Annotated in this window: 19 protein-coding genes; 11 read left to right on the top strand and 8 right to left on the bottom strand. The window is 64.1% G+C overall.

All coding sequences use genetic code 11. The features are described from left to right. Positions 1-19: 19 nt before the first annotated feature. Positions 20-1,195 carry an ABC transporter substrate-binding protein gene (locus tag PMI42_RS14200; RefSeq protein WP_008135169.1) on the bottom strand — a complete coding sequence of 392 codons (1,176 nt, stop codon included), beginning with the start codon at positions 1,193-1,195 and terminating at the stop codon, positions 20-22. A 251-nt stretch (positions 1,196-1,446) separates the two neighbouring features. Here PMI42_RS14200 and PMI42_RS14195 point away from each other — a divergent pair, with 251 nt between their 5' ends. The 3 genes from PMI42_RS14195 to PMI42_RS14185 all read left to right on the top strand — a co-directional run bounded on the left by PMI42_RS14195 (position 1,447) and on the right by PMI42_RS14185 (position 4,285). Next, a complete protein-coding gene (locus PMI42_RS14195) occupies positions 1,447-1,965 on the top strand; it encodes a MarR family winged helix-turn-helix transcriptional regulator (protein ID WP_008135167.1) in 519 nt (172 codons plus the stop codon). Between the two features lie 151 nt (positions 1,966-2,116). After that, positions 2,117-3,808, top strand: coding sequence for a benzoate-CoA ligase family protein (locus PMI42_RS14190; protein ID WP_008135166.1), 1,692 nt, complete (start codon positions 2,117-2,119; stop codon positions 3,806-3,808). Positions 3,809-3,829: 21 nt separating this feature from the next. Beyond that, positions 3,830-4,285 carry a RidA family protein gene (locus tag PMI42_RS14185; protein ID WP_035965661.1) on the top strand — a complete coding sequence of 152 codons (456 nt, stop codon included), beginning with the start codon at positions 3,830-3,832 and terminating at the stop codon, positions 4,283-4,285. 26 nt (positions 4,286-4,311) lie between these two features. Here PMI42_RS14185 and PMI42_RS14180 read toward each other — a convergent pair whose 3' ends face one another. Then, a complete protein-coding gene (locus tag PMI42_RS14180) occupies positions 4,312-5,040 on the bottom strand; it encodes a CBS domain-containing protein (RefSeq protein ID WP_008135162.1) in 729 nt (242 codons plus the stop codon). A gap of 209 nt (positions 5,041-5,249) precedes the next feature. Here PMI42_RS14180 and PMI42_RS14175 point away from each other — a divergent pair, with 209 nt between their 5' ends. Further along, the gene (locus PMI42_RS14175; RefSeq protein WP_008135160.1) at positions 5,250-7,088 is read left to right on the top strand and encodes a PHA/PHB synthase family protein; all 1,839 of its coding nucleotides are present in this window, start codon (positions 5,250-5,252) and stop codon (positions 7,086-7,088) included. Here the strand turns inward: PMI42_RS14175 and PMI42_RS14170 are convergent. The 3 genes from PMI42_RS14170 to PMI42_RS14160 are packed head-to-tail and all read right to left on the bottom strand — an operon-like array spanning position 7,085 to position 10,614. Further along, positions 7,085-8,059, bottom strand: a complete 975-nt coding sequence (locus PMI42_RS14170; RefSeq protein ID WP_008135158.1) for a CHAD domain-containing protein — start codon at positions 8,057-8,059, stop codon at positions 7,085-7,087. The two genes, PMI42_RS14175 and PMI42_RS14170, sit on opposite strands and share 4 nt — an antisense overlap. An 11-nt stretch (positions 8,060-8,070) precedes the next feature. Further along, a complete protein-coding gene (locus tag PMI42_RS14165; RefSeq protein WP_008135157.1) occupies positions 8,071-9,606 on the bottom strand; it encodes a bifunctional aminoglycoside phosphotransferase/ATP-binding protein in 1,536 nt (511 codons plus the stop codon). A 24-nt stretch (positions 9,607-9,630) separates the two neighbouring features. Beyond that, entirely contained in the window at positions 9,631-10,614 is a 984-nt protein-coding gene (locus tag PMI42_RS14160; RefSeq protein ID WP_008135156.1) for a zinc-dependent alcohol dehydrogenase family protein, read from the bottom strand. A 174-nt stretch (positions 10,615-10,788) separates the two neighbouring features. Between PMI42_RS14160 and PMI42_RS14155 the strand changes: the two genes are divergently transcribed. Continuing rightward, complete coding sequence (locus tag PMI42_RS14155) at positions 10,789-11,628, top strand: universal stress protein (RefSeq protein ID WP_008135155.1); 840 nt, start codon at positions 10,789-10,791, stop codon at positions 11,626-11,628. A 70-nt stretch (positions 11,629-11,698) separates the two neighbouring features. Further along, positions 11,699-14,392 carry a bifunctional acetate--CoA ligase family protein/GNAT family N-acetyltransferase gene (locus tag PMI42_RS14150; RefSeq protein WP_008135154.1) on the top strand — a complete coding sequence of 898 codons (2,694 nt, stop codon included), beginning with the start codon at positions 11,699-11,701 and terminating at the stop codon, positions 14,390-14,392. Between the two features lie 9 nt (positions 14,393-14,401). Here the strand turns inward: PMI42_RS14150 and PMI42_RS14145 are convergent, their stop codons facing one another. Continuing rightward, on the bottom strand, positions 14,402-14,887 hold the full coding sequence (locus PMI42_RS14145) for a phage holin family protein (RefSeq protein ID WP_008135153.1): 486 nt from the start codon (positions 14,885-14,887) through the stop codon (positions 14,402-14,404). Beyond that, the gene (locus PMI42_RS14140) at positions 14,888-15,145 is read right to left on the bottom strand and encodes a hypothetical protein (protein ID WP_240535241.1); all 258 of its coding nucleotides are present in this window, start codon (positions 15,143-15,145) and stop codon (positions 14,888-14,890) included. It abuts the gene before it with no gap. Between the two features lie 193 nt (positions 15,146-15,338). Here PMI42_RS14140 and PMI42_RS14135 point away from each other — a divergent pair, with 193 nt between their 5' ends. The 3 genes from PMI42_RS14135 to PMI42_RS14125 are packed head-to-tail and all read left to right on the top strand — an operon-like array spanning position 15,339 to position 18,352. After that, positions 15,339-16,475 (top strand): ABC transporter permease, encoded by a 1,137-nt coding sequence (locus PMI42_RS14135; protein WP_008135151.1) that lies wholly within the window; start codon positions 15,339-15,341, stop codon positions 16,473-16,475. A 2-nt stretch (positions 16,476-16,477) separates the two neighbouring features. Further along, positions 16,478-17,245, top strand: a complete 768-nt coding sequence (locus PMI42_RS14130; RefSeq protein ID WP_008135150.1) for an ABC transporter ATP-binding protein — start codon at positions 16,478-16,480, stop codon at positions 17,243-17,245. 3 nt (positions 17,246-17,248) lie between these two features. Further along, positions 17,249-18,352: an ABC-type transport auxiliary lipoprotein family protein gene (locus tag PMI42_RS14125; RefSeq protein WP_008135148.1), complete on the top strand. Its 1,104-nt coding sequence runs from the start codon at positions 17,249-17,251 to the stop codon at positions 18,350-18,352. A 7-nt stretch (positions 18,353-18,359) separates the two neighbouring features. Here the strand turns inward: PMI42_RS14125 and PMI42_RS14120 are convergent, their stop codons facing one another. Beyond that, positions 18,360-18,677 carry a c-type cytochrome gene (locus PMI42_RS14120; RefSeq protein ID WP_008135146.1) on the bottom strand — a complete coding sequence of 106 codons (318 nt, stop codon included), beginning with the start codon at positions 18,675-18,677 and terminating at the stop codon, positions 18,360-18,362. Between the two features lie 158 nt (positions 18,678-18,835). Here PMI42_RS14120 and PMI42_RS14115 point away from each other — a divergent pair, with 158 nt between their 5' ends. Continuing rightward, the gene (locus PMI42_RS14115; protein WP_008135142.1) at positions 18,836-19,549 is read left to right on the top strand and encodes a Crp/Fnr family transcriptional regulator; all 714 of its coding nucleotides are present in this window, start codon (positions 18,836-18,838) and stop codon (positions 19,547-19,549) included. Between the two features lie 503 nt (positions 19,550-20,052). Next, positions 20,053-20,781, top strand: a complete 729-nt coding sequence (locus tag PMI42_RS14110; protein WP_008135139.1) for a Crp/Fnr family transcriptional regulator — start codon at positions 20,053-20,055, stop codon at positions 20,779-20,781. The last annotated feature ends 2 nt before the right edge of the window (positions 20,782-20,783 follow it).

The following is a 20,783-nucleotide window of genomic DNA, read 5'->3' as shown; positions in this document are numbered from 1 at the left end:
CCTTAACGCGACGCGCGGCTTAGTTCGCCGCTTTGCAGTCCTTGGCATAGCGGTCGCCGTAATTTTCAAACACCTTCTGGACGATCTCGGTCTGGAACTTGCCGTCCGGACGCTTGGCGACCTTGGTCAGGTAGAAGTCCTGGATCGGATAGCCGTTGGTGTTGAACTTGAAGGCGCCGCGCAGCGAGGTGAAGTCCGCCTTCTTCAGCGCGGCTCCAACGGCGTCCTTGCTGGAGAGGTCGCCCTTCACACCCTTGATCGCGCTGTCGATCAGCATCGCGGCGTCATAGGCCTGGAAAGCGTAGGTGCCGGGCACGACATTATACGCGGCCTCATAGGCGGCGACGAACTTCCTGTTCTGGGGATTGTCGAGATTGGGCGCCCAGTTCGCGCCGCCGAACATGCCGACGGCCGCGTCCTGCTGCGCGGGCAAGGTCGATTCATCCACGGTGAAAGCCGAGAGCACCGGAATGGCGTCGGCAAGGCCGGCCTGGCGATATTGCTTGACGAGATTCACGCCGAGGCCGCCCGGCATGAACGTGAACAGCGCATCGGGCTTCTGCGACGAAATCTTGGAGAGCTCCGGCTGGAAGTCCAGCGTGTTCAGCGGCATGTAGGATTCCTCGACGATCTCGCCCTTGTAGTCGAGCTTGAAGCCCGCGACCGAATCCTTGCCGGCCTGATAGTTCGGCACCATCAGGTACATCCGCTTGTAGCCGCGATCCTGCGCGACCTTGCCGAGAATCTCGTGCACCTGGTCGTTCTGATAGGACGTCACATAGAAGAACGGGTTGCAATCCTTGCCGGCGAAGGTCGACGGGCCGGCATTGGGGCTGATCAGGAAGGTCTTCGATTCCGTGACGGGCCGGTGGATAGCCTGGAGGATGTTGGAGAAGATCGGACCGACCACGAAGTCGACCTTGTCGCGTTCCAGAAGGCCCTTGACCTTGGTCACCGCCGCATCCGGCTTGAGCTCGTCGTCGACGACGACGACCTCGACGTCACGGCCGCCCATCTTGCCACCGAGGTCCTTCACGCCGAGCGCAAAGCCGTCGCGAACCTGCTGGCCCAGTGCCGCGGCGGGGCCCGACAGGGTGACGATCACACCCAGCTTGATCTTCTCCTGGGCGAGGGCAGGGCTCATCGCGGTGCCGAGTAGCAAGGCGGCCGCGGCCAAGGTCTTTTGCGTCTTCATGATCTGTCCCCATGACATCAGGGCCTGCGTCGCAAGCCGCGTATTCCAATCCAAGCTTATGCCGATGATGGCTGCTGCGGCAAGCAAAGCTCAAGGCGTCGCCATCTCGCCGAGCAGCGTGCATGCAAGCGGCGCGCCAATTATTTGAAGCCTAAAGAAATGCACGTGCGGTCGATTGTTGCAGCTTTAGGCTTGCGGCCGGCTCGGATTTATTTGAAGCTCAAAACGTTGGGGAATCCGTGCCGGCGCGAATGCCGGCCGTGAGTGACTGCATCGAGATGCTCGATTCCGAGACCAAGGCCGTCGAAACACCTGAGGACCACGCCGAAGAGCTTCGGCTGTGGCTGCGTCTGCTCACCTGCACGACCCTGATCGAGGGCGAAGTTCGCGGCCGGCTGCGGCACCGCTTCGACGTCACTTTGCCCCGGTTCGATCTGATGGCGCAGCTCGACAAAGCGCCTGACGGCATGACGCTGTCCGACGTCTCCAAGCGCATGATGGTGTCGAACGGCAACGTCACCGGCCTCGTCGAACGCCTGGTGGAATCCGGCCATCTCGACCGGCGCACCTCGGAGACGGATCGCCGCGTTCAGGTCATCCGCCTCACAAAACTCGGCCGCGCCGAGTTCCGGAAGATGGCTGGGGAGCACGAGGCCTGGATCGCCGATCTCTTCGCCGACCTGACGCCGAAGGATGTGCGTGAATTGATGCGGCTGCTCGCCAAGACCAAGGCGTCGGCACAGAAATCGGCTGCACGCCGCCGGACTTAGGTCCGGCGGACCGAGGCGGCCCCCCGTCTCCGCTTTGGCGCAGGAAAATGCATGGGATGCCCAAAATCCGCTATTGCGCCGAATTGCTTTAAGCCTAAAATGTTTCCAAGTGAGTGCTGCCGGGTGCTTTCCATGCGCAAAGGAGCGTGCGATGGCCAACGCCGCCAAGATTCAAATGTCGGGTTCGTCTGACGGCAATGCTGCGACAGCCCATGTCGATACGTTTGCGCGGCAGCATCTGCCGCCGCGGGAGCTTTGGCCTGAATTCATCTTCACGCGGCCGGAGCTGCACTATCCCGAGCGGCTGAACTGCGTCAGCTATTTCCTCGACCGCTGGGTCGAGCAGGGCCACGGCGACGCGCCCTGCGTCATCAGTCCCGCCGTCAGCTATACCTATCGCGAGCTGCAAGCGCTCGTGAACCGCATCGCCAACGTTCTGGTCGGCAAGCTCGGTCTGGTGACCGGCGGGCGCGTGCTGCTGCGCTCGGCCAACAGCCCGATGATGGTTGCGACCTATCTCGCGGTGATCAAGGCCGGGGGCATTTGCGTTGCAACGATGCCGCTGCTGCGGGCCAAGGAAATATCCTATCCGATCCAGAAGGCGGAGATCACGCTCGCGCTATGCGATGGAAAGCTCTCCGAGGAGATGGAGAAGGCGAAGCTGGCTGCGCCCGGCCTCAAGCACGTGGTCTATTGGGGCAACGGTGCTGCCGACTCGCTCGAGGCGCTGATCGCTGATGCAAGCCCCGAGTTCACCGCTGTCGATACCGCCTCCGACGACATCTGTCTGATCGCCTTCACATCGGGTACGACCGGCGATCCCAAGGGCACCATGCATTTTCACCGCGACATGCTGGCGGTCTGTGATGGCTATGCGCACAACATCCTGCGGGCCGAACAGAAGGATCGCTTCGTCGGTTCGGCGCCGCTCGCCTTCACTTTCGGCTTCGGCGGCGTGCTGTTTCCCATGCATATCGGCGCCTCCTTCGTGGTGCTGGAGAAGACGACGCCGGACGATATTCTGAACGCGATCGAACAATTTAAGACCACGGTCTGCTTCACCGCGCCGACCGCTTATCGTGCCATGATCGGCAAGCTTGGCGGCCGTGACATCTCCTCATTGCGGAAGTGCGTCTCGGCCGGCGAGACCCTTCCCAAGCCGACATTCGATGCCTGGCTCAAGGCCACGGGTATCAAGCTGATGGACGGCATCGGTTCGACCGAGATGCTGCACATCTTCATCAGCGCGACCGAGGATGAGATCCGCCCGGGCGCGACCGGAAAGCCCGTGCCGGGCTATGAGGCCAAGATCGTCGATGACGACGGCAACGACGTGCCGCCAGGCATGATGGGAAAGCTTGCGGTGCGTGGGCCGACCGGTTGTCGCTATCTGGCCGACGAACGGCAGCGGAAATACGTGCACAACGGCTGGAACGTCACCGGCGACACCTATCTGATGGATCGCGACGGCTATTTCTGGTACCAGTCGCGCTCCGACGACATGATCGTATCGGCGGGCTATAATATCGCGGGTACGGATGTGGAGGCCGCGCTGCTGACGCATCCGGCGGTCGCCGAGTGCGGTGTCGTCGGTGCGCCCGACGAGGCGCGGGGGATGATCGTGAAAGCCTATGTCATTGCCGCACCCGGCGTGACGCCGGACGCTCAGCTCGCAGCCGAGTTGCAGGAACACGTCAAGCGCGAGATCGCGCCGTACAAATATCCGCGCGCGATCGAGTTCGTGACGCAGTTACCGAAGACAGAGACCGGCAAATTGAAGCGCTTTGCTCTCCGGCAGCTGGCGCAGGCCGCGGCGGCGTCTTCGGGTGTCGCGGCGGAATGAGAGAAGGATAGAGAATTGTCCGTGACGACGCCGAAAGGCCCGCAGCTCGCAGTGCTGCCGACCGACGATGACAAGGCCAGGTCGGGAGCGCAGGTGCTCCAGCCGTCCGGCTGGCCGATACCGAAGGGCTATGCCAACGGCATGGCGGCGGAGGGACGCATTGTCGTCACTGGCGGCGTGATCGGCTGGGATGCCGAGGAGCGTCTTGCTGACGGTTTTGTCGCGCAGGTTCGCCAGACCCTGAGCAACATCGCCGAAATCCTAGCGGAGGCCGGCGCGCGGCCCGAGCACCTGGTGCGCCTGACCTGGTACGTCGTCGACATGGACGAGTACCTTGCGAATCTGAGGGAGCTCGGCAAGATCTACCGTGCCATCTTCGGCGCGCACTATCCTGCGATGGCGCTGATTCAGGTCGTGCGTCTCGTGGAAAAGGCGGCGCGCGTCGAGATCGAAGCCACCGCCGTCATTCCGCACTGAGTGGGGTTTGCTCCCGGCCCGCCGTTTCAGCTTGCCTTGGCGAGATCGTCGTCCTCGGGCGAATTCAAATAGACGCCGGACATGGTGTCGACCCAGCACAGATGGTCGTGCACCTTCTTCACGCCCTCGACGTTCTCCGCAGCGACGATTGCGGCCTGCCGCGAACGTTCTTCGGTAATGACGCCGCTGAGGTGGACGATGCCGTCGCGGACAATGACGTTGAGTCCGAATGGGCACCAGTCATTCTTCTCCATGGTATCGATGATGCGGCTGCGAATGTGATCGTCATCAGCCGTGGGATCCGGCACCTCGCGGGCGAGCCCTGCGACCGCCTGCAAAAGGTTGGCGCGGGACACGATCCCGACGACTTTGTCGCCGCGGACCACCGGCAGGCGCTTCACGTTGTTCCGTTCCATGTGATCGACGATCTCGGCGAGCGCCGTATCCTCGGTGATGGTCACGGGCGAGGCGGTCATCACCTCCGAGACCTTGCGGCCGTGCTCGTGGACGAAGTCGCTGGCCGATTTGCCCGGACCGAGGATGAACCGCAACCAGCGCCCCCGCTTGCGCCCGGTGCCGATTTCGCTGCGGCGGATGAAATCTCCTTCCGAGACGACACCAACGAGTTTGCCGGTGTCGTTAACCACCGTGAGGCCGCTGACGTGCCGCTTCAGCATGATGTTCGCCGCCTCGACGATGCTGGTGTCGGGGGTGACCGAAATGACCGACCGGGTCATGATCTGGTGGGCGCGCATGGAAGACTCCGCTGGCTTGTCAAATTTCGATGCGCAAACCTAGCGCGGCCGTCGGGGTGTGGTTTGACTCAGGTCAAGGGATCCGAGCCGTTTCTCCCTGGTTGAGGAATTGTGATCCGTACCGGGATTTGATGCAGCTCAACGCGTGTCGAAAGCGTCCACATATCCTGCTGCCGACGTAGAACAGAAGCCCGCAGGACCATTCAGCCATGAGCGTCGTGAAGATATTTCCGCGGGCCGATGAGCCGCCGCAGTCTCTCGCTGCCAATCCGGTCGCCGAAACCTCTGTGACGCCCCCCGAAAGGACCCCGGAGAAGCCGGTCGTCGCCAATGCCCTGCCTGCATCGGAGCCATACCCGCTCGACCGCGCGTTTCATGCGACGTTGGCGCGGTTCACCGGCGGAATTTCGCCTGTGGCGTTGTCGCTGGCCTGGCTCGATTGGAGTTCGCATCTTGCTGCGGCGCCGGAGCGCCAGATGCAGATGTCCCGCAACATTCTTCGCGATACAGGCCGGTTCCTGGAAGCTGCCGCGCACGCGACATGGCAAAAGCCGTGGTCCGTGATTGAGCCGAAGGGACGCGATCGCCGCTTCAAGGACCCGCAATGGGAGGCCGCGCCCTTCAATCTGCTGGCGCAGGGATTTCTGCTCACGGAGCGCTGGTGGCACGATGCGACGACCGGCGTGCGTGGCGTATCGCACGCGAACGAAGCCATCGTCGAGTTCTCGGTGCGGCAGATGCTCGACATGCTGGCGCCGTCGAATTTCGCGGCCACCAATCCGCAGGTTCTGGAAAAGGCGGTTCGGAGCGGCGGAGAGAATTTCGTGTTTGGTTGGCAGAACTGGTGCAGCGACCTGATGCACATGCTGTCCGCCTCGAAGCCGGGTGGGGATGAGCAATTTGTCGTCGGCAAGACGGTAGCATCCTCGCCCGGCAAGATCGTCTACCGCAACGATCTGATGGAGCTGATCCAGTACCATCCGACAACCGCGCAGGTGCGACCCGAGCCGATCCTGATCGTCCCGGCCTGGATCATGAAGTACTACATCCTCGACCTGTCGCCGCAGAACTCCCTGGTCAAATATCTGACCGGTCAGGGCTTCACCGTGTTCGCGATCTCCTGGCGCAATCCGGACGCGAAGGACCGGGATGTTGCCTTTGACGATTATCGCAAGCAGGGCGTGATGGCGGCATTGGACATGATCGGCCGGATCATGCCAGGTCGGAAAACCCACGCGCTCGGCTATTGCCTGGGCGGCACATTGCTGTCGATCGCCGCCGCGGCCATGGCGCGCGACGACGACGGACGGCTCGACACCATCACGCTCCTCGCTGCCCAGACCGACTTCACGGAGGCCGGCGAATTGACGCTCTTCATCAATGAGAGCCAGGTCGCATTCCTCGAGGACATGATGTGGCAGCGCGGCTATCTCGACACGTCGCAGATGGCCGGCGCGTTCGCGCTGTTGCGTTCCAACGATCTGGTTTGGTCGCGGCTGTCGCGCGATTATCTGATGGGCGAGGCGACGCCACCGAGTGATCTGATGGCCTGGAACGCCGACGCCACGCGACTGCCTTACCGCATGCACTCGGAATATCTGCGCAAGCTGTTTCTCGACAACGACCTGGCCGAAGGCCGCTATGGGGTCGAAGGCAGGAGCGTCTCGCTCTCCGACATTCATACGCCGATGTTCGTGGTTGGCACGCTCGCCGACCACGTGGCGCCATGGCGATCCGTCTACAAGATCCACTATCAGGCTGATGCGGACGTAACGTTTCTGTTGACCAGCGGTGGCCATAACGCCGGCGTCGTCGCGCCGCCCGATCAGCCCGGGCACAAATATCAGGTGATGACCAAGGCCGCGGACGCGTCCTATGTCGGCCCGGACGAGTGGCTGAAGCTGGCGCCGCATGTTGAGGGATCGTGGTGGCCGGAATGGACCCAATGGCTGGCGGCGCGCTCAGGCGCACCCTGCGATCCGCCGTCGATCGGTGTCGGGGGCGTTGGCGGTCTGTCCGATGCGCCGGGAGACTACGTCCACACTTAATCCTCGGGCTCCGCATTCGGCGCGAGGTCTGACGAGCGGAACGGCTTGGCCTTGTCCAGTTTCCGGTAGGCTGCCGAGGCGGCTCGCAACAGCTTCTTTTCCCGCTTGCGGTCGTGGAAACGGATACCCGCTGCGGGCCCGGCACCGTTCAGCGATGCTGCCAACGCCTGGCCCCGCGCGTCGTCGTTCATTTGCCCGAGGGACTTTTGCGCCTTGCGCAATTGCTTGAGGAGGGATTTTTGCTTCGTCAGGGCGTCATCGGTGAACAGATCCTCGAGCGACTCGATCGAATAGGTCATTCGCTTGTTGAGCAGCCGCAGCTTGTGTCGTTTCTCGACGTCGAGCTTGCGCAGCTTCCGGGCCTTCTTGAGCAGCGTCTGTTCCCACTCGGTCAGCCGCGCCGTCGCGTGCTCGGTGAGCGGGCAGCGGCGTAGCCTGACGGCTTCCTTGCTGCGCCGGGTCGACCAGGGACCGCTCTCGATCCAGCCTGAGGTCTGCTCGACCAGGCGGCGATACCGCGCAGACTGCAGCGCGCGCGTAAGCAGGCGGTGGCTCTCGGCGCGCTTCTCGGTCCAGTGCTGAAGCTCGGCAATGACGTCGAGCTCGCCGTCGCTCTCGGCGATGACCCGATCGATCGCCACGTCGAGGTCGCGCACCATGCCGAGCTGGCTGTTCAGCCACTTCAACTCGGTCCAGACCTGCAGCCGTAACCCGTCATCGACCATGGGTGAGAAGAAACGGATGGCGGTGCGCAGATGTGTCAGCGCGATCCGGATCTCGTGCAGCGCCTCCGGATCGCCGCGGCATGTGCCGTCGTGCTGGGCGAGGACGGCACCGAGGTGGCGGCGGGCGATGATCCGGAACGCCGTATCACAGGCCATGCCGGGGCTGAGGCGGCCGGGCAGGGTGTTGCGCCGCGTCGACGGCTTGGCGCGCGCGGCAGCGGTCGAACTCGTGGTGGGTCGCGACATCCTTGCCCGCGTCAATCAGATTGCCTTATTTGCCGTGCGATCGCGTCCCGGCAGCGCTGGAGCGTCTGCTCTTGTGTTCTGGATGCATCGATGGTCGCCCAACCGACATGGCCGATATTATAGTGCTCTTGCTGCGCAGCAACCTCCTGCGTGGCGTCGGAGGCATCGCCTTGGCGGCCGCCGATGCGCGCTTGACGAGTCGCAAGGTCCGCGACGAGGAATAGTCCGCTCAGCGGCACGTTGCATTCGCGGGCCATGGCGGCCAGCTCGTCCCGTTCGGACTCGCTTGCGAATACGGCATCGACGATAGTGGAGTGACCTTGCGCCAGCACCTGCCGGGCACGCTGCACCAGCACCTCGTAGATGCGTGCCGTGACCTCAGGCCGGTACGTGGACGGCGGCAGGCGGTGGGTGTATTCCACCCGAAACAGCTGCTTGCGAATGACGTCGCTGCGCAGCACGACGGCTCCCGGTTGCGGCGCGACGCCGGGTGCCAGCGCGCGCGCGAGGGCGGATTTTCCGGTGCCCGAAAGTCCGCCGACCGCAATCAGGCACGGGGCGGGGGGATGGATCAGAGCCCGGGCAAGGTCGAAATAACGGCGGGCCTCGTGCAGAATTCCGGTCTGGTGGGCCTCGGGCCGCGCCAGCCGTGCCAGTGTCACCTGGGCGCGGATCGCTGCGCGAATGGACATGAACAGCGGAAAGGTCGAGAGCGCGTCGAGATTTTCCGGCGGCGTGGCGGCAAGGTACCGGTTCAGGACGATATTGGCTGCGCGTGGTTGATCGTGGTGCAGCAGATCCATCAGCGTGAAGGCGAGGTCGTAGAGCACGTCGATAGTTGCGATTCCCGCATCGAACTCGATGGCGTCGAACAGGACCGGCTGGTCGTCGATCGAGACGATATTCGCAAGATGCAGGTCGCCGTGGCAGCGGCGCACGAATCCCTGACGGCCGCGTTCTTCGAGCAGCGGCCGCAGACGCACGAACATTGCGTGCGAGGCCTGGCCGAGCAGCTCGATCTCTTCGGCTTCGAGATGATGGCCTTTCCGCAGACCGTTGCTGTTTCCGTCGATGAGGCCGGAGATGGAGGAAGCCCATGCCGCGCCGTCGGCGCGAGGCGCTGCCTCATGTGACGCCGCGATGGCGTCAGCGGCAGCCGAGGCGAGGTTTGCATCCAGCGGGCCCGCCTTCGCCAGATGATCCAGCGTCCGGCTTTCGTCGAAGCGGGACATGTCGACCGCATACTCGACCGGCTGGCCTCGGCCGTCGATCTTCAGCGATCCGTCCGGCTCTTGGGTGATCGCCACGACGCGGTGATAGATCTGCGGCGCCAGCGGCCGGTTGATGCGGATCTCCTCTTCGCAGGCCGCCTTGCGTTTCTCGAGCGTCGAATAGTCGAGGAACGGAAACCGGACAGCCCGCTTGATTTTCAACGCACGCGGCCCGTCGAGAAAGACCGATGCGGCATGCGTGTCGATCCGCGTCACGCCGGGATGCGCGCAGAGCACCTTGAAGATCCGTTCCTGGGCGGCCGTTTCGCCTGTCATCGAAGCTGGTGTCCCGGGATACGGTCAGGGCCTGAGCACGGCGGCGCCGAGAATCTGTCCGTTCCGTAGCATCTCCAGGACTTCGTTGGCCTGATCGAGCGGGAATGCGGTCGTCTCGGTGCGCACGCCCGCCTGCGGAGCGATCCTGAGAAAATCGAGGCCGTCCTGTCGGGTGAGATTGGCAACGGAGACCAGCTGCCGTTCCTGCCAGAGCAAATCGTACGGAAAACTCGGGATGTCGCTCATATGGATACCGGCGCAGACCACGCGGCCACCCTTCCGTACGGCGCGCAACGCGGCCGGCACGAGCTCGCCGGCGGGAGCATAGATGATGGCCGCGTCGAGCGGCGTGTCGGGCATGTCGTCGGAAGCACCCGCCCAGACGGCGCCAAGCCGGCGGGCGAGGTCCTGTGCGGCCATATCGCCGCGCCGCGTAAACGCATGGACTGATCGCCCCTGCCAGACTGCGACCTGCGCGATGATGTGTCCGGCGGCGCCGAAGCCGTAGATGCCGAGCCTCTCTGCCTGGCCGGCCAGGACCAGGGAACGCCAGCCGATCAGGCCTGCGCACAGCAGAGGAGCGAGGGCCACGTCGTCGCCGGCTTCGCCGAGCGGAAAGGCATAGCGTGCATCGGCGATTGCGTGCGTCGCATAGCCACCGTCGCGCGTATAGCCGGTGAAAAGCGGGCGGTCGCAGAGGTTCTCCATACCCTCCCGGCAGAACCGGCAGCTTCCGCAGGTGAACCCGAGCCAGGGAATACCGACCCGGTCACCCCGCGCATGCGTTGCGACATTGGGGCCGATGAGATCGATGTGGCCGACGATTTCATGGCCGGGTACGATGGGATAGCGGATGTCGGGCAGTTCGGCGTCGACGACGTGAAGATCGGTCCGGCAGACGCCGCAAGCGCTGACTTTCACCCGGATCTGACCTTCGCCCGGGATTGGATCCGGGCGCTCCTCCATCCGGAGCCGCGCTCGCGGGGCAGCCAAAACCATCGCACGCATCAGTCTCTCCGGGGCGAACCGCTCCGATCGAACTATCCATAGAATGGGAGCGCGCGGCCAGTCCTTGACTTCCGTCAATGTCTGCCTTTGCCGGCCGGACGGTTCCCCGGGCTTGACGAGGATCAAGCGTCCCGACGAAAGGCCGGCCTATTCTGGCGGGCAAGGAGAATCGCGATGCCCATCAAGGACGTCTTTCTGCCGCTTGTCGGCCAGCCGCGCGGGCCGGCGCTCGCCGCGATCGAGAAATGCGTGGCCGTCGCCGCCGACCTCGGCGCCAGGATCACTGCGCTTGCGCTGGAGGAAGATGCTTTCGTGCGACCGAAGGTGATGCTCCCCGATGATCCGGATGCCGCCGAGGCAAAAGGGGCTGCCGGAGCGGGCGACATGCAGCAACTCCTGAATGCCTTCGCCGCGGCAACGTCCCGTGCCAGCGTTCGCGCCCAAAGCCGATCGGGCAAGGTGCCGGCAGACCAGATCGCGTCGGTCCTGGCCGAACATGCGCGTTTCAGCGATCTCACGCTGGTCCCCGTGAAGCCGCATGACAGCCGAACCGAGCACATCATCGAGACCTTTCTGTTCGAATCCGGGCGGCCACTACTGCTGTGCCCGGAACAGCATGTGGACGAGCTGCGACCGGAATTCGAGAATGTCATGATCGCCTGGGATCACTCCGCGCGCGCGGCACGGGCGGTCGGCGACGCGATGCCGATCCTTCAGGCCGCGGCCTCGGTCTGCGTGGTGACCGTGACCGACGACAACACCGACGCGATGGCGCAATCGGGAACTGCTCTGGTCGACCATCTCAGGGAACACGGTGTCCACGCCTCGTTCGAAACCGCGAAAGGCAGCGGCAGCTCGATCGGCAAGGTGCTCGGAAGCTGGGCGAAGTCCCACGCCATCGATGCGATCGTGATGGGCGCCTATCATCATTCGCGGCTGAACGAGATCGTCTGGGGTGGTGTGACAAAGACCGTCATTGGCCAGCCACCGTGCTGGGTTATGATCTCGCACTAGGCTCGCTGCCAGCTCTCCGGCCTGATCCTTCATCCATCGGAACCGCGACCGACGGGGCGCATTTGCATTCATGTCGACCTATCGCCTGAAGAATCTGCTGTCGCCGCGTTCGGTTGCGCTTGTCGGGGCGAGCGCCCGTCCGGTCTCGGTGGGGCGCGCCGTTCTGGAGAACATTCACAAGGCTGAATTCACGGGACAGTTCGGCCTTGTTAATCCGCGCCATGCCGAGATCGGCGGCGTTGCCGCGGTGGGCACCCTCGATAAGCTTCCGTTCGTGCCCGAGCTCGTGGTCATCACCGCGCCGGCGCGGGAGGTTCCGGGCATCATCGATCAGGCCGGGCGGCTCGGCTCGGCGGGCGCGCTGATCGTCTCGGCCGGACTCGGTCATGGACCGGGATCGCTGCACGAGGCCGCGGTCGCCGCGGCCCGCAAATACGGCATGCGGCTGATCGGGCCGAACTGTCTCGGCATCATGATGCCGGGGGTGAGCCTCAATGCCAGTTTCGCCGCGCACATGCCGGCGGCCGGAAATCTCGCGCTGATTTCGCAATCGGGCGCGATCGCCGCCGGCATGGTGGACTGGGCCGCGCAGCGCGGGGTCGGCTTCTCCGGCATCGTCTCGATCGGCGATCAGATCGACGTCGATATTGCCGATCTGCTCGACTATTTCGCGATGGATCACAAGACCCGCGCGATCCTGCTCTATATCGAGGCGATCAAGGACGCGCGCAAATTCATGTCGGCGGCGCGCGCTGCTGCGCGGGTGAAGCCGGTCGTCGTGGTGAAATCCGGCCGCATGGCGCAGGGCGCGAAGGCGGCCGCGACCCATACCGGCGCGCTCGCGGGCGCCGATGCCGTCTACGACGCGGCATTCCGCCGTGCTGGCGTCCTGCGCGTCTCCGATCTGCGCGAGCTGTTCGACTGCGCCGAGACGCTCGGCCGGGTCGAATCTCCGGCGGGAAAACGGCTCGCCATCCTGACCAATGGCGGCGGCATCGGCGTCCTTGCCGTCGATCGATTGGTCGAGCTCGGCGGAATTCCGGCGTCCATATCGGTGGATACCCGTAAGAAACTCGATGCCGTGCTGCCGCCGACCTGGTCCGGCGCAAATCCCGTCGACATCGTGGGCGATGCCGATGCACCGCGCTACGCGGCGGCGCTTGAGGCGCTGCTCGCCGACCCCGACAATGACGCCGTTCTCGTTCTCAACGTGCAGACGGCGATCGCCTCGGCTGCCGACATCGCGACGACCGTGACGGAGCTCGTCGGCAAATATCGCCAGCAGCACCGCAGTTGGGCAAAGCCAGTGCTTGCCGCCTGGATCGGGGCCAATCAGCCGATCATTCAGACGCTCTCCGGCGCGGGCATTCCGAACTACCCGACCGAGGATGATGCGGTTCGCGGTTTCATGCATCTGGTCCGCCACCGCGAAGTGGTCGAGGAACTGAGCCAGGTTCCTCCCGCGATGCCCGACACGTTCGTACCAGACGCCCGGGCTGCCAAGCAGATCGTCGCTGCGGCGATTGCTGATGGCCGCCAATGGCTCGAGCCTGTCGAGATCAAGCACCTGCTCGAATCCTACGACATCGCAATGGTGCCGACCTATGCCGCCGGTGATGTCGAGCAGGCCGTGGCCTATGCAAACGAGATATTTGCGCAAGGCGGGACCGTGGTGCTGAAGATCATGTCGCGCGACATCGTGCACAAATCCGATGTCGGCGGCGTCGTACTCAACCTGACGACGCCGGAGGCGGTGCGTACGGCGGTCTCCGACATTCTCGCCCGGGCTAGGAAGCTGCGGCCTGAGGCCCGTATCGGCGGCGTCATCGTGCAGGCGATGGTCGTCAAGGCAAAGGCGCGCGAACTGATCCTCGGTCTTGCCGACGACCCCACCTTCGGCACCGTCGTGGTCTTCGGCCGGGGCGGAACGGCGGTGGAGATCATCAATGACAGGGCGCTCGCGCTGCCGCCGCTCGATCTGCAACTCGCCCGCGACCTGATCGACCGCACGCGCGTGTCACGGCTGCTTCGCGCCTACCGGGACGTGCCGGCGGTGAAGCCCGACGCGGTCGCCATGGTGCTGGTCAAGCTGGCACAGATGGCCGCCGACATCCCAGAAATCCGCGAGTTCGACATCAACCCGTTGCTCGCCGATGAGACCGGGGTGACGGCAGTCGACGCCCGCGTCGCGGTGGGGCCGTCGCAGCGGAAGTTTGCCGGCTCGGGCCCCGCCAATTTCGCCGTTCGCGCCTATCCCTCGCAATGGGAGCGCCGCCTCAAGCTCAAGGACGATTGGCGCATCTTCGCGCGGCCATTGCGCCCCGACGACGAGCCGACCATCCACGCGTTCCTGCGTCATGTGACACCTCACGACCTTCGCTTGCGCTTCTTTGCGCCGATGAAGGAGTTCACCCACGAGTTCATCGCGCGCCTGACCCAGCTCGACTACGCTCGCGCGATGGCCTTCATCGCATTCGACGAGGCGACCGGCGAGATGGTTGGCGTGGTCCGCCTCCATTCGGATTCGATCTACGAGAGCGGCGAATACGCGATCCTGCTGCGGTCCGATCTCAAGGGCAGGGGGCTCGGATGGGCCCTGATGCAGCTGATCATCGACTATGCGAGGTCGGAAGGACTGAAGACCATATCGGGCGACGTGCTCAAGGAGAACACCGTAATGCTCGAAATGTGCCGGCAGCTCGGTTTCGAAGTGAAGCCGGATCCGGCCGAGCATGACATCTGCGACGTCCGGCTGAAGCTTTGAGCCCGCCGGCTAGGAGCGCGATTCCGTCGATGCGGCGGCGCTCTCCTTGACCGATTTTCGCAGGCTCTTGGCGATGATCGCGATCAGCGGCACCAGCACCGGCACAACCGTGCTTAGCGGATGATGCACCGCGCCGGACACCTGGGCCTGGAGCGCGCGCGCCTCGAGCTGAAGGGCCTCGATGGATGCGCCGTGAATTTCGTTGGCGAGCTCGATGTCGCGACCGGACGGAGCACGGCCGGCGATGACGAAGAGAACTGCCGCGATGGCGAAATTGACCGTGCCGAGAATGGCCGCCGCCGCGATGGCGCTCCAGATCTGGACCAGCGCGAAATAGGCCGACAGCTCCAGCATCAGAAGCCCGAACGCCGCGATCAAGGCCGCGAAGGCGCGCAGGCCGAGGCCGACCAGGAGATGGCGCAGCCTGATGTCCGCGATGATCCTGTCGGTGCGCCACAGCACGCGCAGATGTTTGACGACATTCTCCGTATTCACCTAGTGTCTCCTCAGCATGAAGCCGACGACGACGCCGAGCGCGAAAGCGGAGGCAAGCGATGTCATCGGACGCTCCGCGATGAGGCCCTGAAGCTGCTCCTGCTCGTCGCTGACGGTTTCGCCGAGTTCGGCAAGTGCGGCCTTGATCTGGTCGGCCAGGGCCTCGGCACGGTCTTTCGAGCTCTCGAACATCTCCTCGCCGGCCGTGCTCAGCAGGCGCGTGACATCCACCTTCAGGATCCGAAGTTCTTCGCTCATCCTGTCGCTGTCAAACATGGATTTGATCTCTCCATTGAATAGAGCGAACCTAAGGTCCGCCGGCGCGATTGCGCTTGATTTGCGTCAAGGGGGCGGGCGTGGTCATGCTCTTGAGACAGGTCAATCCCGCCGCCACATGCTGGCCTAGAACTGGCGGCTGAATGGGGACCAATTGTCCCGATGAGGTGGAAGCGTGAACTCCGAACCGCTGTTGCTGACAACGCCATCCGGCGATGTGCTGAAATTGCGCCCGGAAGGGTCCTGGACCGCAGCGAATGTGACGACGCTCGAGACGCTGTCCCGTTCAGTCGGGGCTGATGTCGATCGATCCAGGGCCGTGACGCTGGACATGTCGGGCGTCAGTGCGCTCGACACGCTCGGCGCCTGGGTCCTGGAGAAACTGTCGCGCCGGGCCGCCTCGTCAGGCAGGTCGGCTGAATTCGTCGGCGTGGCCGATCATTTCAGCGGCCTGATGGACGAAGTGCGCCAGGTTAACCGTCATACGCCGGCGCCGGCAGCAGCGCCAAATCCGGTTCTGCTCAGGCTCGGGGATCTCGGTAAGTCCACAGTCGGCGCACGTGAAGACATCACGATCTTTCTTCAAATGCTGGGCGCGTTGTTCATGGCGGTGGGGGGCGTGCTGCGTCGGCCGCGGTCGCTGCGGCTGACGTCGCTGGTCTATCAGCTCTATCGCATCGGCTGGCAGGCGATCCCCATCGTCGTGCTGATCACCTTCCTGATCGGCGCCATCATTGCCCAGCAGGGGTTCTTCCATTTCCGCAGGTTCGGCGCGGAGTCGTACACTGTCGACATGGTCGGCATCCTGGTGCTGCGCGAGCTCGGCGTTCTGATCGTCGCCATCATGGTCGCGGGACGTTCGGGAAGCGCCTACACGGCCGAGCTCGGCTCGATGAAGATGCGCGAGGAAATCGACGCGCTCTCGACCATGGGGCTCGACCCCGTCCACGTGTTGATTCTGCCGCGAGTGGCAGCCCTGGTCATCGCGCTGCCGATCCTGGCCTTCATCGGCTCGATTGCCGCACTCTATGGCGGAGGACTGGTCGCCCAATTCTACGGCGGCATGGCGCCCGCAATCTACATCGCGCGGCTGCATGAGGCGATTTCCGTCACCCATTTCGAGGTGGGCATCCTGAAAGCACCGTTCATGGCGCTGGTAATCGGGATCGTCGCCTGTAGCGAGGGATTGCGTGTCAAGGGCAGCGCCGAGTCGCTGGGACGGCAGACCACGACGTCGGTGGTGAAGTCGATCTTCCTGGTGATCGTGCTCGACGGCCTGTTCGCGATCTTCTTCGCCTCGATCGGAATGTGACGATGGAGCAATCGCAAGAAGAGTTCGCGATCCGCGTCCGCGACCTCGTGGTCGGCTTCGGCCGCCAGACCGTGCTCGACCAGCTGTCGCTCAATGTCCGCAAGGGCGAGATCCTCGGCTTGGTGGGGGCATCCGGCGGCGGGAAATCAGTGCTGATGCGGACCATCATCGGCCTGATCCCGCGTCGAAGCGGCACCATCGAGGTCATGGGGCACGAGATCGGCGGCCGCACGCAAGGCGCGGCCACGACATGGGGCATCCTGTTCCAGCAGGGCGCGCTGTTCTCCTCGCTGACGGTCCGCCAGAACGTCCAGTTTCCGCTGCGCGAAAATCTGGTGCTGTCGCAGGAGCTGATGGACGAGATCGCAATCGCCAAGCTCGAGATGGTCGGGCTGCGCGCGCAGGATGCCGACAAATATCCGGCCGAGCTGTCCGGCGGCATGACCAAGCGCGTGGCGCTGGCGCGCGCGCTCGCGCTCGATCCGCCGATCCTGTTCCTGGACGAGCCGACCTCCGGCCTCGATCCGATCGCCGCCGGCGATTTCGATGCGCTGATCGGGACCCTGCAAAAGACCCTGGGCCTCACCGTGTTCATGGTCACGCATGACCTTGCAAGCCTGACCACGGTCTGCGACCGCGTCGCCGCGCTTGCCGACGGCAAGATCGTCGCGATTGGCCCGATGCGCGAACTGCTGCAATCCGAGCATCCCTGGGTGCGCGCCTACTTCCACGGCAAGCGCTCGCAGATGCTGCAACACGAGATGAGATAAGACATGGAAACCCGCGCTCCCTACGTGCTGATCGGCACCTTCGTGCTGGCCGCGATCCTCGCGATGTTCGGCTTCGTCTACTGGCTGAACAACACCGGCGGCATCGGGCCGCGCACGAACTATCATGTGCAATTCCAGGGCCCGGTGCCGGGGCTCTTGGTGGGTGCCGGCGTGCTCTTCAACGGCATCCGCGTCGGCGAGGTGACGCAGCTTGGCCTTGCGCCGGACAATCCGCGATTTGTCAACGCCACGATCTCCGTTGCTGCGACGACGCCGGTGCGCACCGACACCAAGGTCGGGCTCGATTTCCAGGGACTGACCGGCGTGCCGGTGGTTACGTTGGAGGGCGGCATGATCGTCGCCAAGTCCGGCGAGCCGCTGACTCTGATCGCCGAGGCCGGTGCAGGCCAGAGCATGACGCAGGCCGCGCGCGATGCGCTGAGGCGCGTTGACACCGTGCTGGAGGACAATTCCGGCCCACTGAAGGACACGATCGCCAATCTCAAGACGTTTTCCGATGGTTTGGCGCGCAACACCGGCAAGATCGACGGCATTCTGGCGGGGCTTGAGAAGATGACCGGCGGCGGGACGCCGGCGCAGAAGATCACCTACGACCTGCGCACGCCGCAGAATCTCGGACCGGCCGGCAAGACGCTCTCCGCGTCGCTGGCCATCCCCGAGCCGACCGCGGTCGCGATGCTCCAGACCCAGCGCATGCTGTTCGCGCCCAGCGGGGACAATCCGGGCTTTGCCGATTTCCTCTGGGCCGACAGCATTCCAAAGCTGGTGCAGGCGCGGCTGATCGACAGCTTTGAGAACTACGACATCGCCCACGCACCGCTGCGCACCAGCGATCTCGGCCAGGCGGACTACCAGCTTCTGATCGACATCAGGCGCTTTCGAATTGCCACTGACGGCGAGACAAGGGTCGAGATCGAACTGTCGGCGCGGATCGTCGACAAGAACGGCAAAGTCGTCGCGTCCCGCCTCGTCGAGAGCAGCGAGAAGCTCGACAAGGTCGAGCCGGCCGCCGCCGTCGTAGCGTTCGACACGGCCTTTGCCCGCATCGCCCGGGAGCTGATCGGCTGGACCGTGCAGGCGGTGTGAGGGCCGGCTATTCCAGCGTCTTCAGGTAGGACAGCAGGTCGTGGATCTGGTCCGGATTGAGCTCGAAGGTCGGCATGTCGGCGTGGCCGGTCGAGATACCTTCGGCCAGTGCCTCCTCCAGGCTGTCGATCGGATAACGGTTGTGCAGCGTGCGCAACGGTGGCGCAATGCTGAGAGGGCTCTTCGAAACCCGGTCGATTGCGTGGCAGCGGGCGCAATTGGCCCGCGCAAAGGCCTTGCCGCGTTGCTCGGCGGTCGGGGCCGCCAGCGCAGGCGTGATCAGGAAGAGGCCAATCAGGCCCTGGCGGAGCGCGTGCTGAAACATGGAAGGCGGGGTCCCGACGAACTTTCGGCGCAGGATAGGGTGGAGAGGCCCGCCAGGATTGATCTGGGTCAATTGCGTTTCTGACGGCGCAGTAAAATGCAAGCGCGCGTGGCGGACTCGGCCGGGGGGCGGAGCTGGGCAGACGCTAGGAGCGGTGGATGAAGCCTTCCGTGGTCACGACTGAGCCGAACGGGCATGTTTGCAGCGATTGTGCCGTGCGCGGATCGGCGGTCTGTTCGTCGCTGGATGCGGCCGAGCTCAGGGAATTCGAGCATCTTGGCCGCCGCGTCCATTTTTCTTCGGGCGAGACGGTGTTCTCCGAGGAGGACATCACCACATCGTTCTACAACGTCCTCGAAGGCGTGATGCGGCTGTACAAGCTGCTGCCCGACGGCCGGCGGCAGATCGTGGGCTTTGCCCTGCCCGGCGATTTCCTGGGGATGAATCTGTCCGGCCGCCACAATTTCTCGGCCGATGCAATCGGCATGGTGACCGTGTGCCAGTTTGCGAAGGCGCCTTTTGGCCGTTTCATCGAGGATCGTCCGCAACTGCTCAGGCGGATCAACGAGCTGGCCATTCGCGAGTTGAGTCAGGCCCGCGACCATATGGTCCTTCTCGGCCGCCGCTCGGCGGACGAGAAGGTCGCAAGCTTCCTGCTCGGCTGGCGCGAGCGACTGTTAGCGCTCAAGGGGCCGTCCGACACGGTTCCACTTCCCATGAGCCGCCAGGACATCGCCGACTATCTCGGCCTGACCATCGAAACCGTCAGTCGCACCTTCACCAAGCTTGAACGCCACGGCACGATCGAGATCATTCACGGCGGCATCAGCCTGCTCGACCCGGCACGCGTCGAGGCCCTGGCCGCCGCCTGACTGGCTTTCCACAACGCTCTCGGATTTTTGATCCTGATCAATGACGCCAGCCGCCGGCCACAAATAATGCCCTCAAACAAATCCGGGAGGAGCATGATGCCGGCTGACGCATTGCTGATGACCATCGTCGTCGTTGCGATCTTTGTCACTTTCGCCGCCGCCTTGGCGTGGGCAGACCGACAAACCAGCGCAGGCCGGCTCGATTCGGATTCCAGGCGCTGACGCTCCCGATCGGAACCCTCATCTGACCTGCACCCGCCGACGCTCGCCGGCCGGCTCCTCGCCGCTGGGCAGCGCCTCAACGCAATCGCGACGTGCGGTGCCTGCAACTCTGCATCGACCGGGACGCATCGACGCATCCTTCGGATGCCGGCTTCCAGGCGGGCGGCAGCATTTTCGCCGCATTTGCCTAAAAGCACACATGCATGCTTTCCGGTTGAAAAGCCGGGCAACACTGACTACGCAGGAACTCCAGTGCCTCGCAGTCTTAGGAGCCCAGCGGCGTGCCTCAGGACAAGACCGGCGACCCCCGACAAGCGGCGGGTAATAAATTATCGGTCCTGCGCAAGCATCCGATCTTCGCGGATCTGGAGCCGGACGCTCTCGACCAGCTCTGCCGCTATGCCAAGCACACCACGGTGAAGCGCGGTGCGACGATCGCCGCCAAGGGCGATCCCGGCAACAATCTGTTCGCGGTGATCACGGGGACGGTGAAGATATCCTCTTCTTCTCCCGACGGACGGAATGCCATTCTCAATCTGATCGGTCCCGGAGAGATTTTTGGCGAGATTGCGGTTCTCGATGGTGCGCCGCGTTCGGCGGATGCGACCGCCAACACCAATTGCGAGCTCTACATCATCGACCGCCGCGACTTCCTGCCGTTCGTAAAAAGTCAGCCGGCGCTGGCGATGAAGTTCATCGAGCTCCTCTGCGCACGGCTGCGCTGGACCAGCCAGCAGGTCGAGCAGGTGATCCTGCAGAATCTGCCTGGCCGCCTCGCGAGCGCGCTGCTCGGTCTCACCGAGGAGCGTAAGTTCGACTCCGGCAGCGGCACTCTCGCCATCACGCAGCAGGAGATCAGCGAGATGGTGGGGATGACGCGCGAGAGCATCAACAAGCAATTGCGCGCCTGGGCCGGTCGCAACTGGGTTCGCCTCGAGCACGGCGCCATCGTCGTGCTGGATACGGATGCGCTGCGCGAACTCGCCGAGAGCGGCCTCGACGGCGAGTGATA

Origin of the sequence: Bradyrhizobium sp. YR681 (genome assembly GCF_000282615.1) — a bacterium.
Taxonomy (GTDB): Bacteria; Pseudomonadota; Alphaproteobacteria; order Rhizobiales; family Xanthobacteraceae; genus Bradyrhizobium.
The sequence above is the reverse complement of the archived record's forward strand: the minus strand, read 5'-3'. Positions and strand labels throughout refer to the sequence as shown.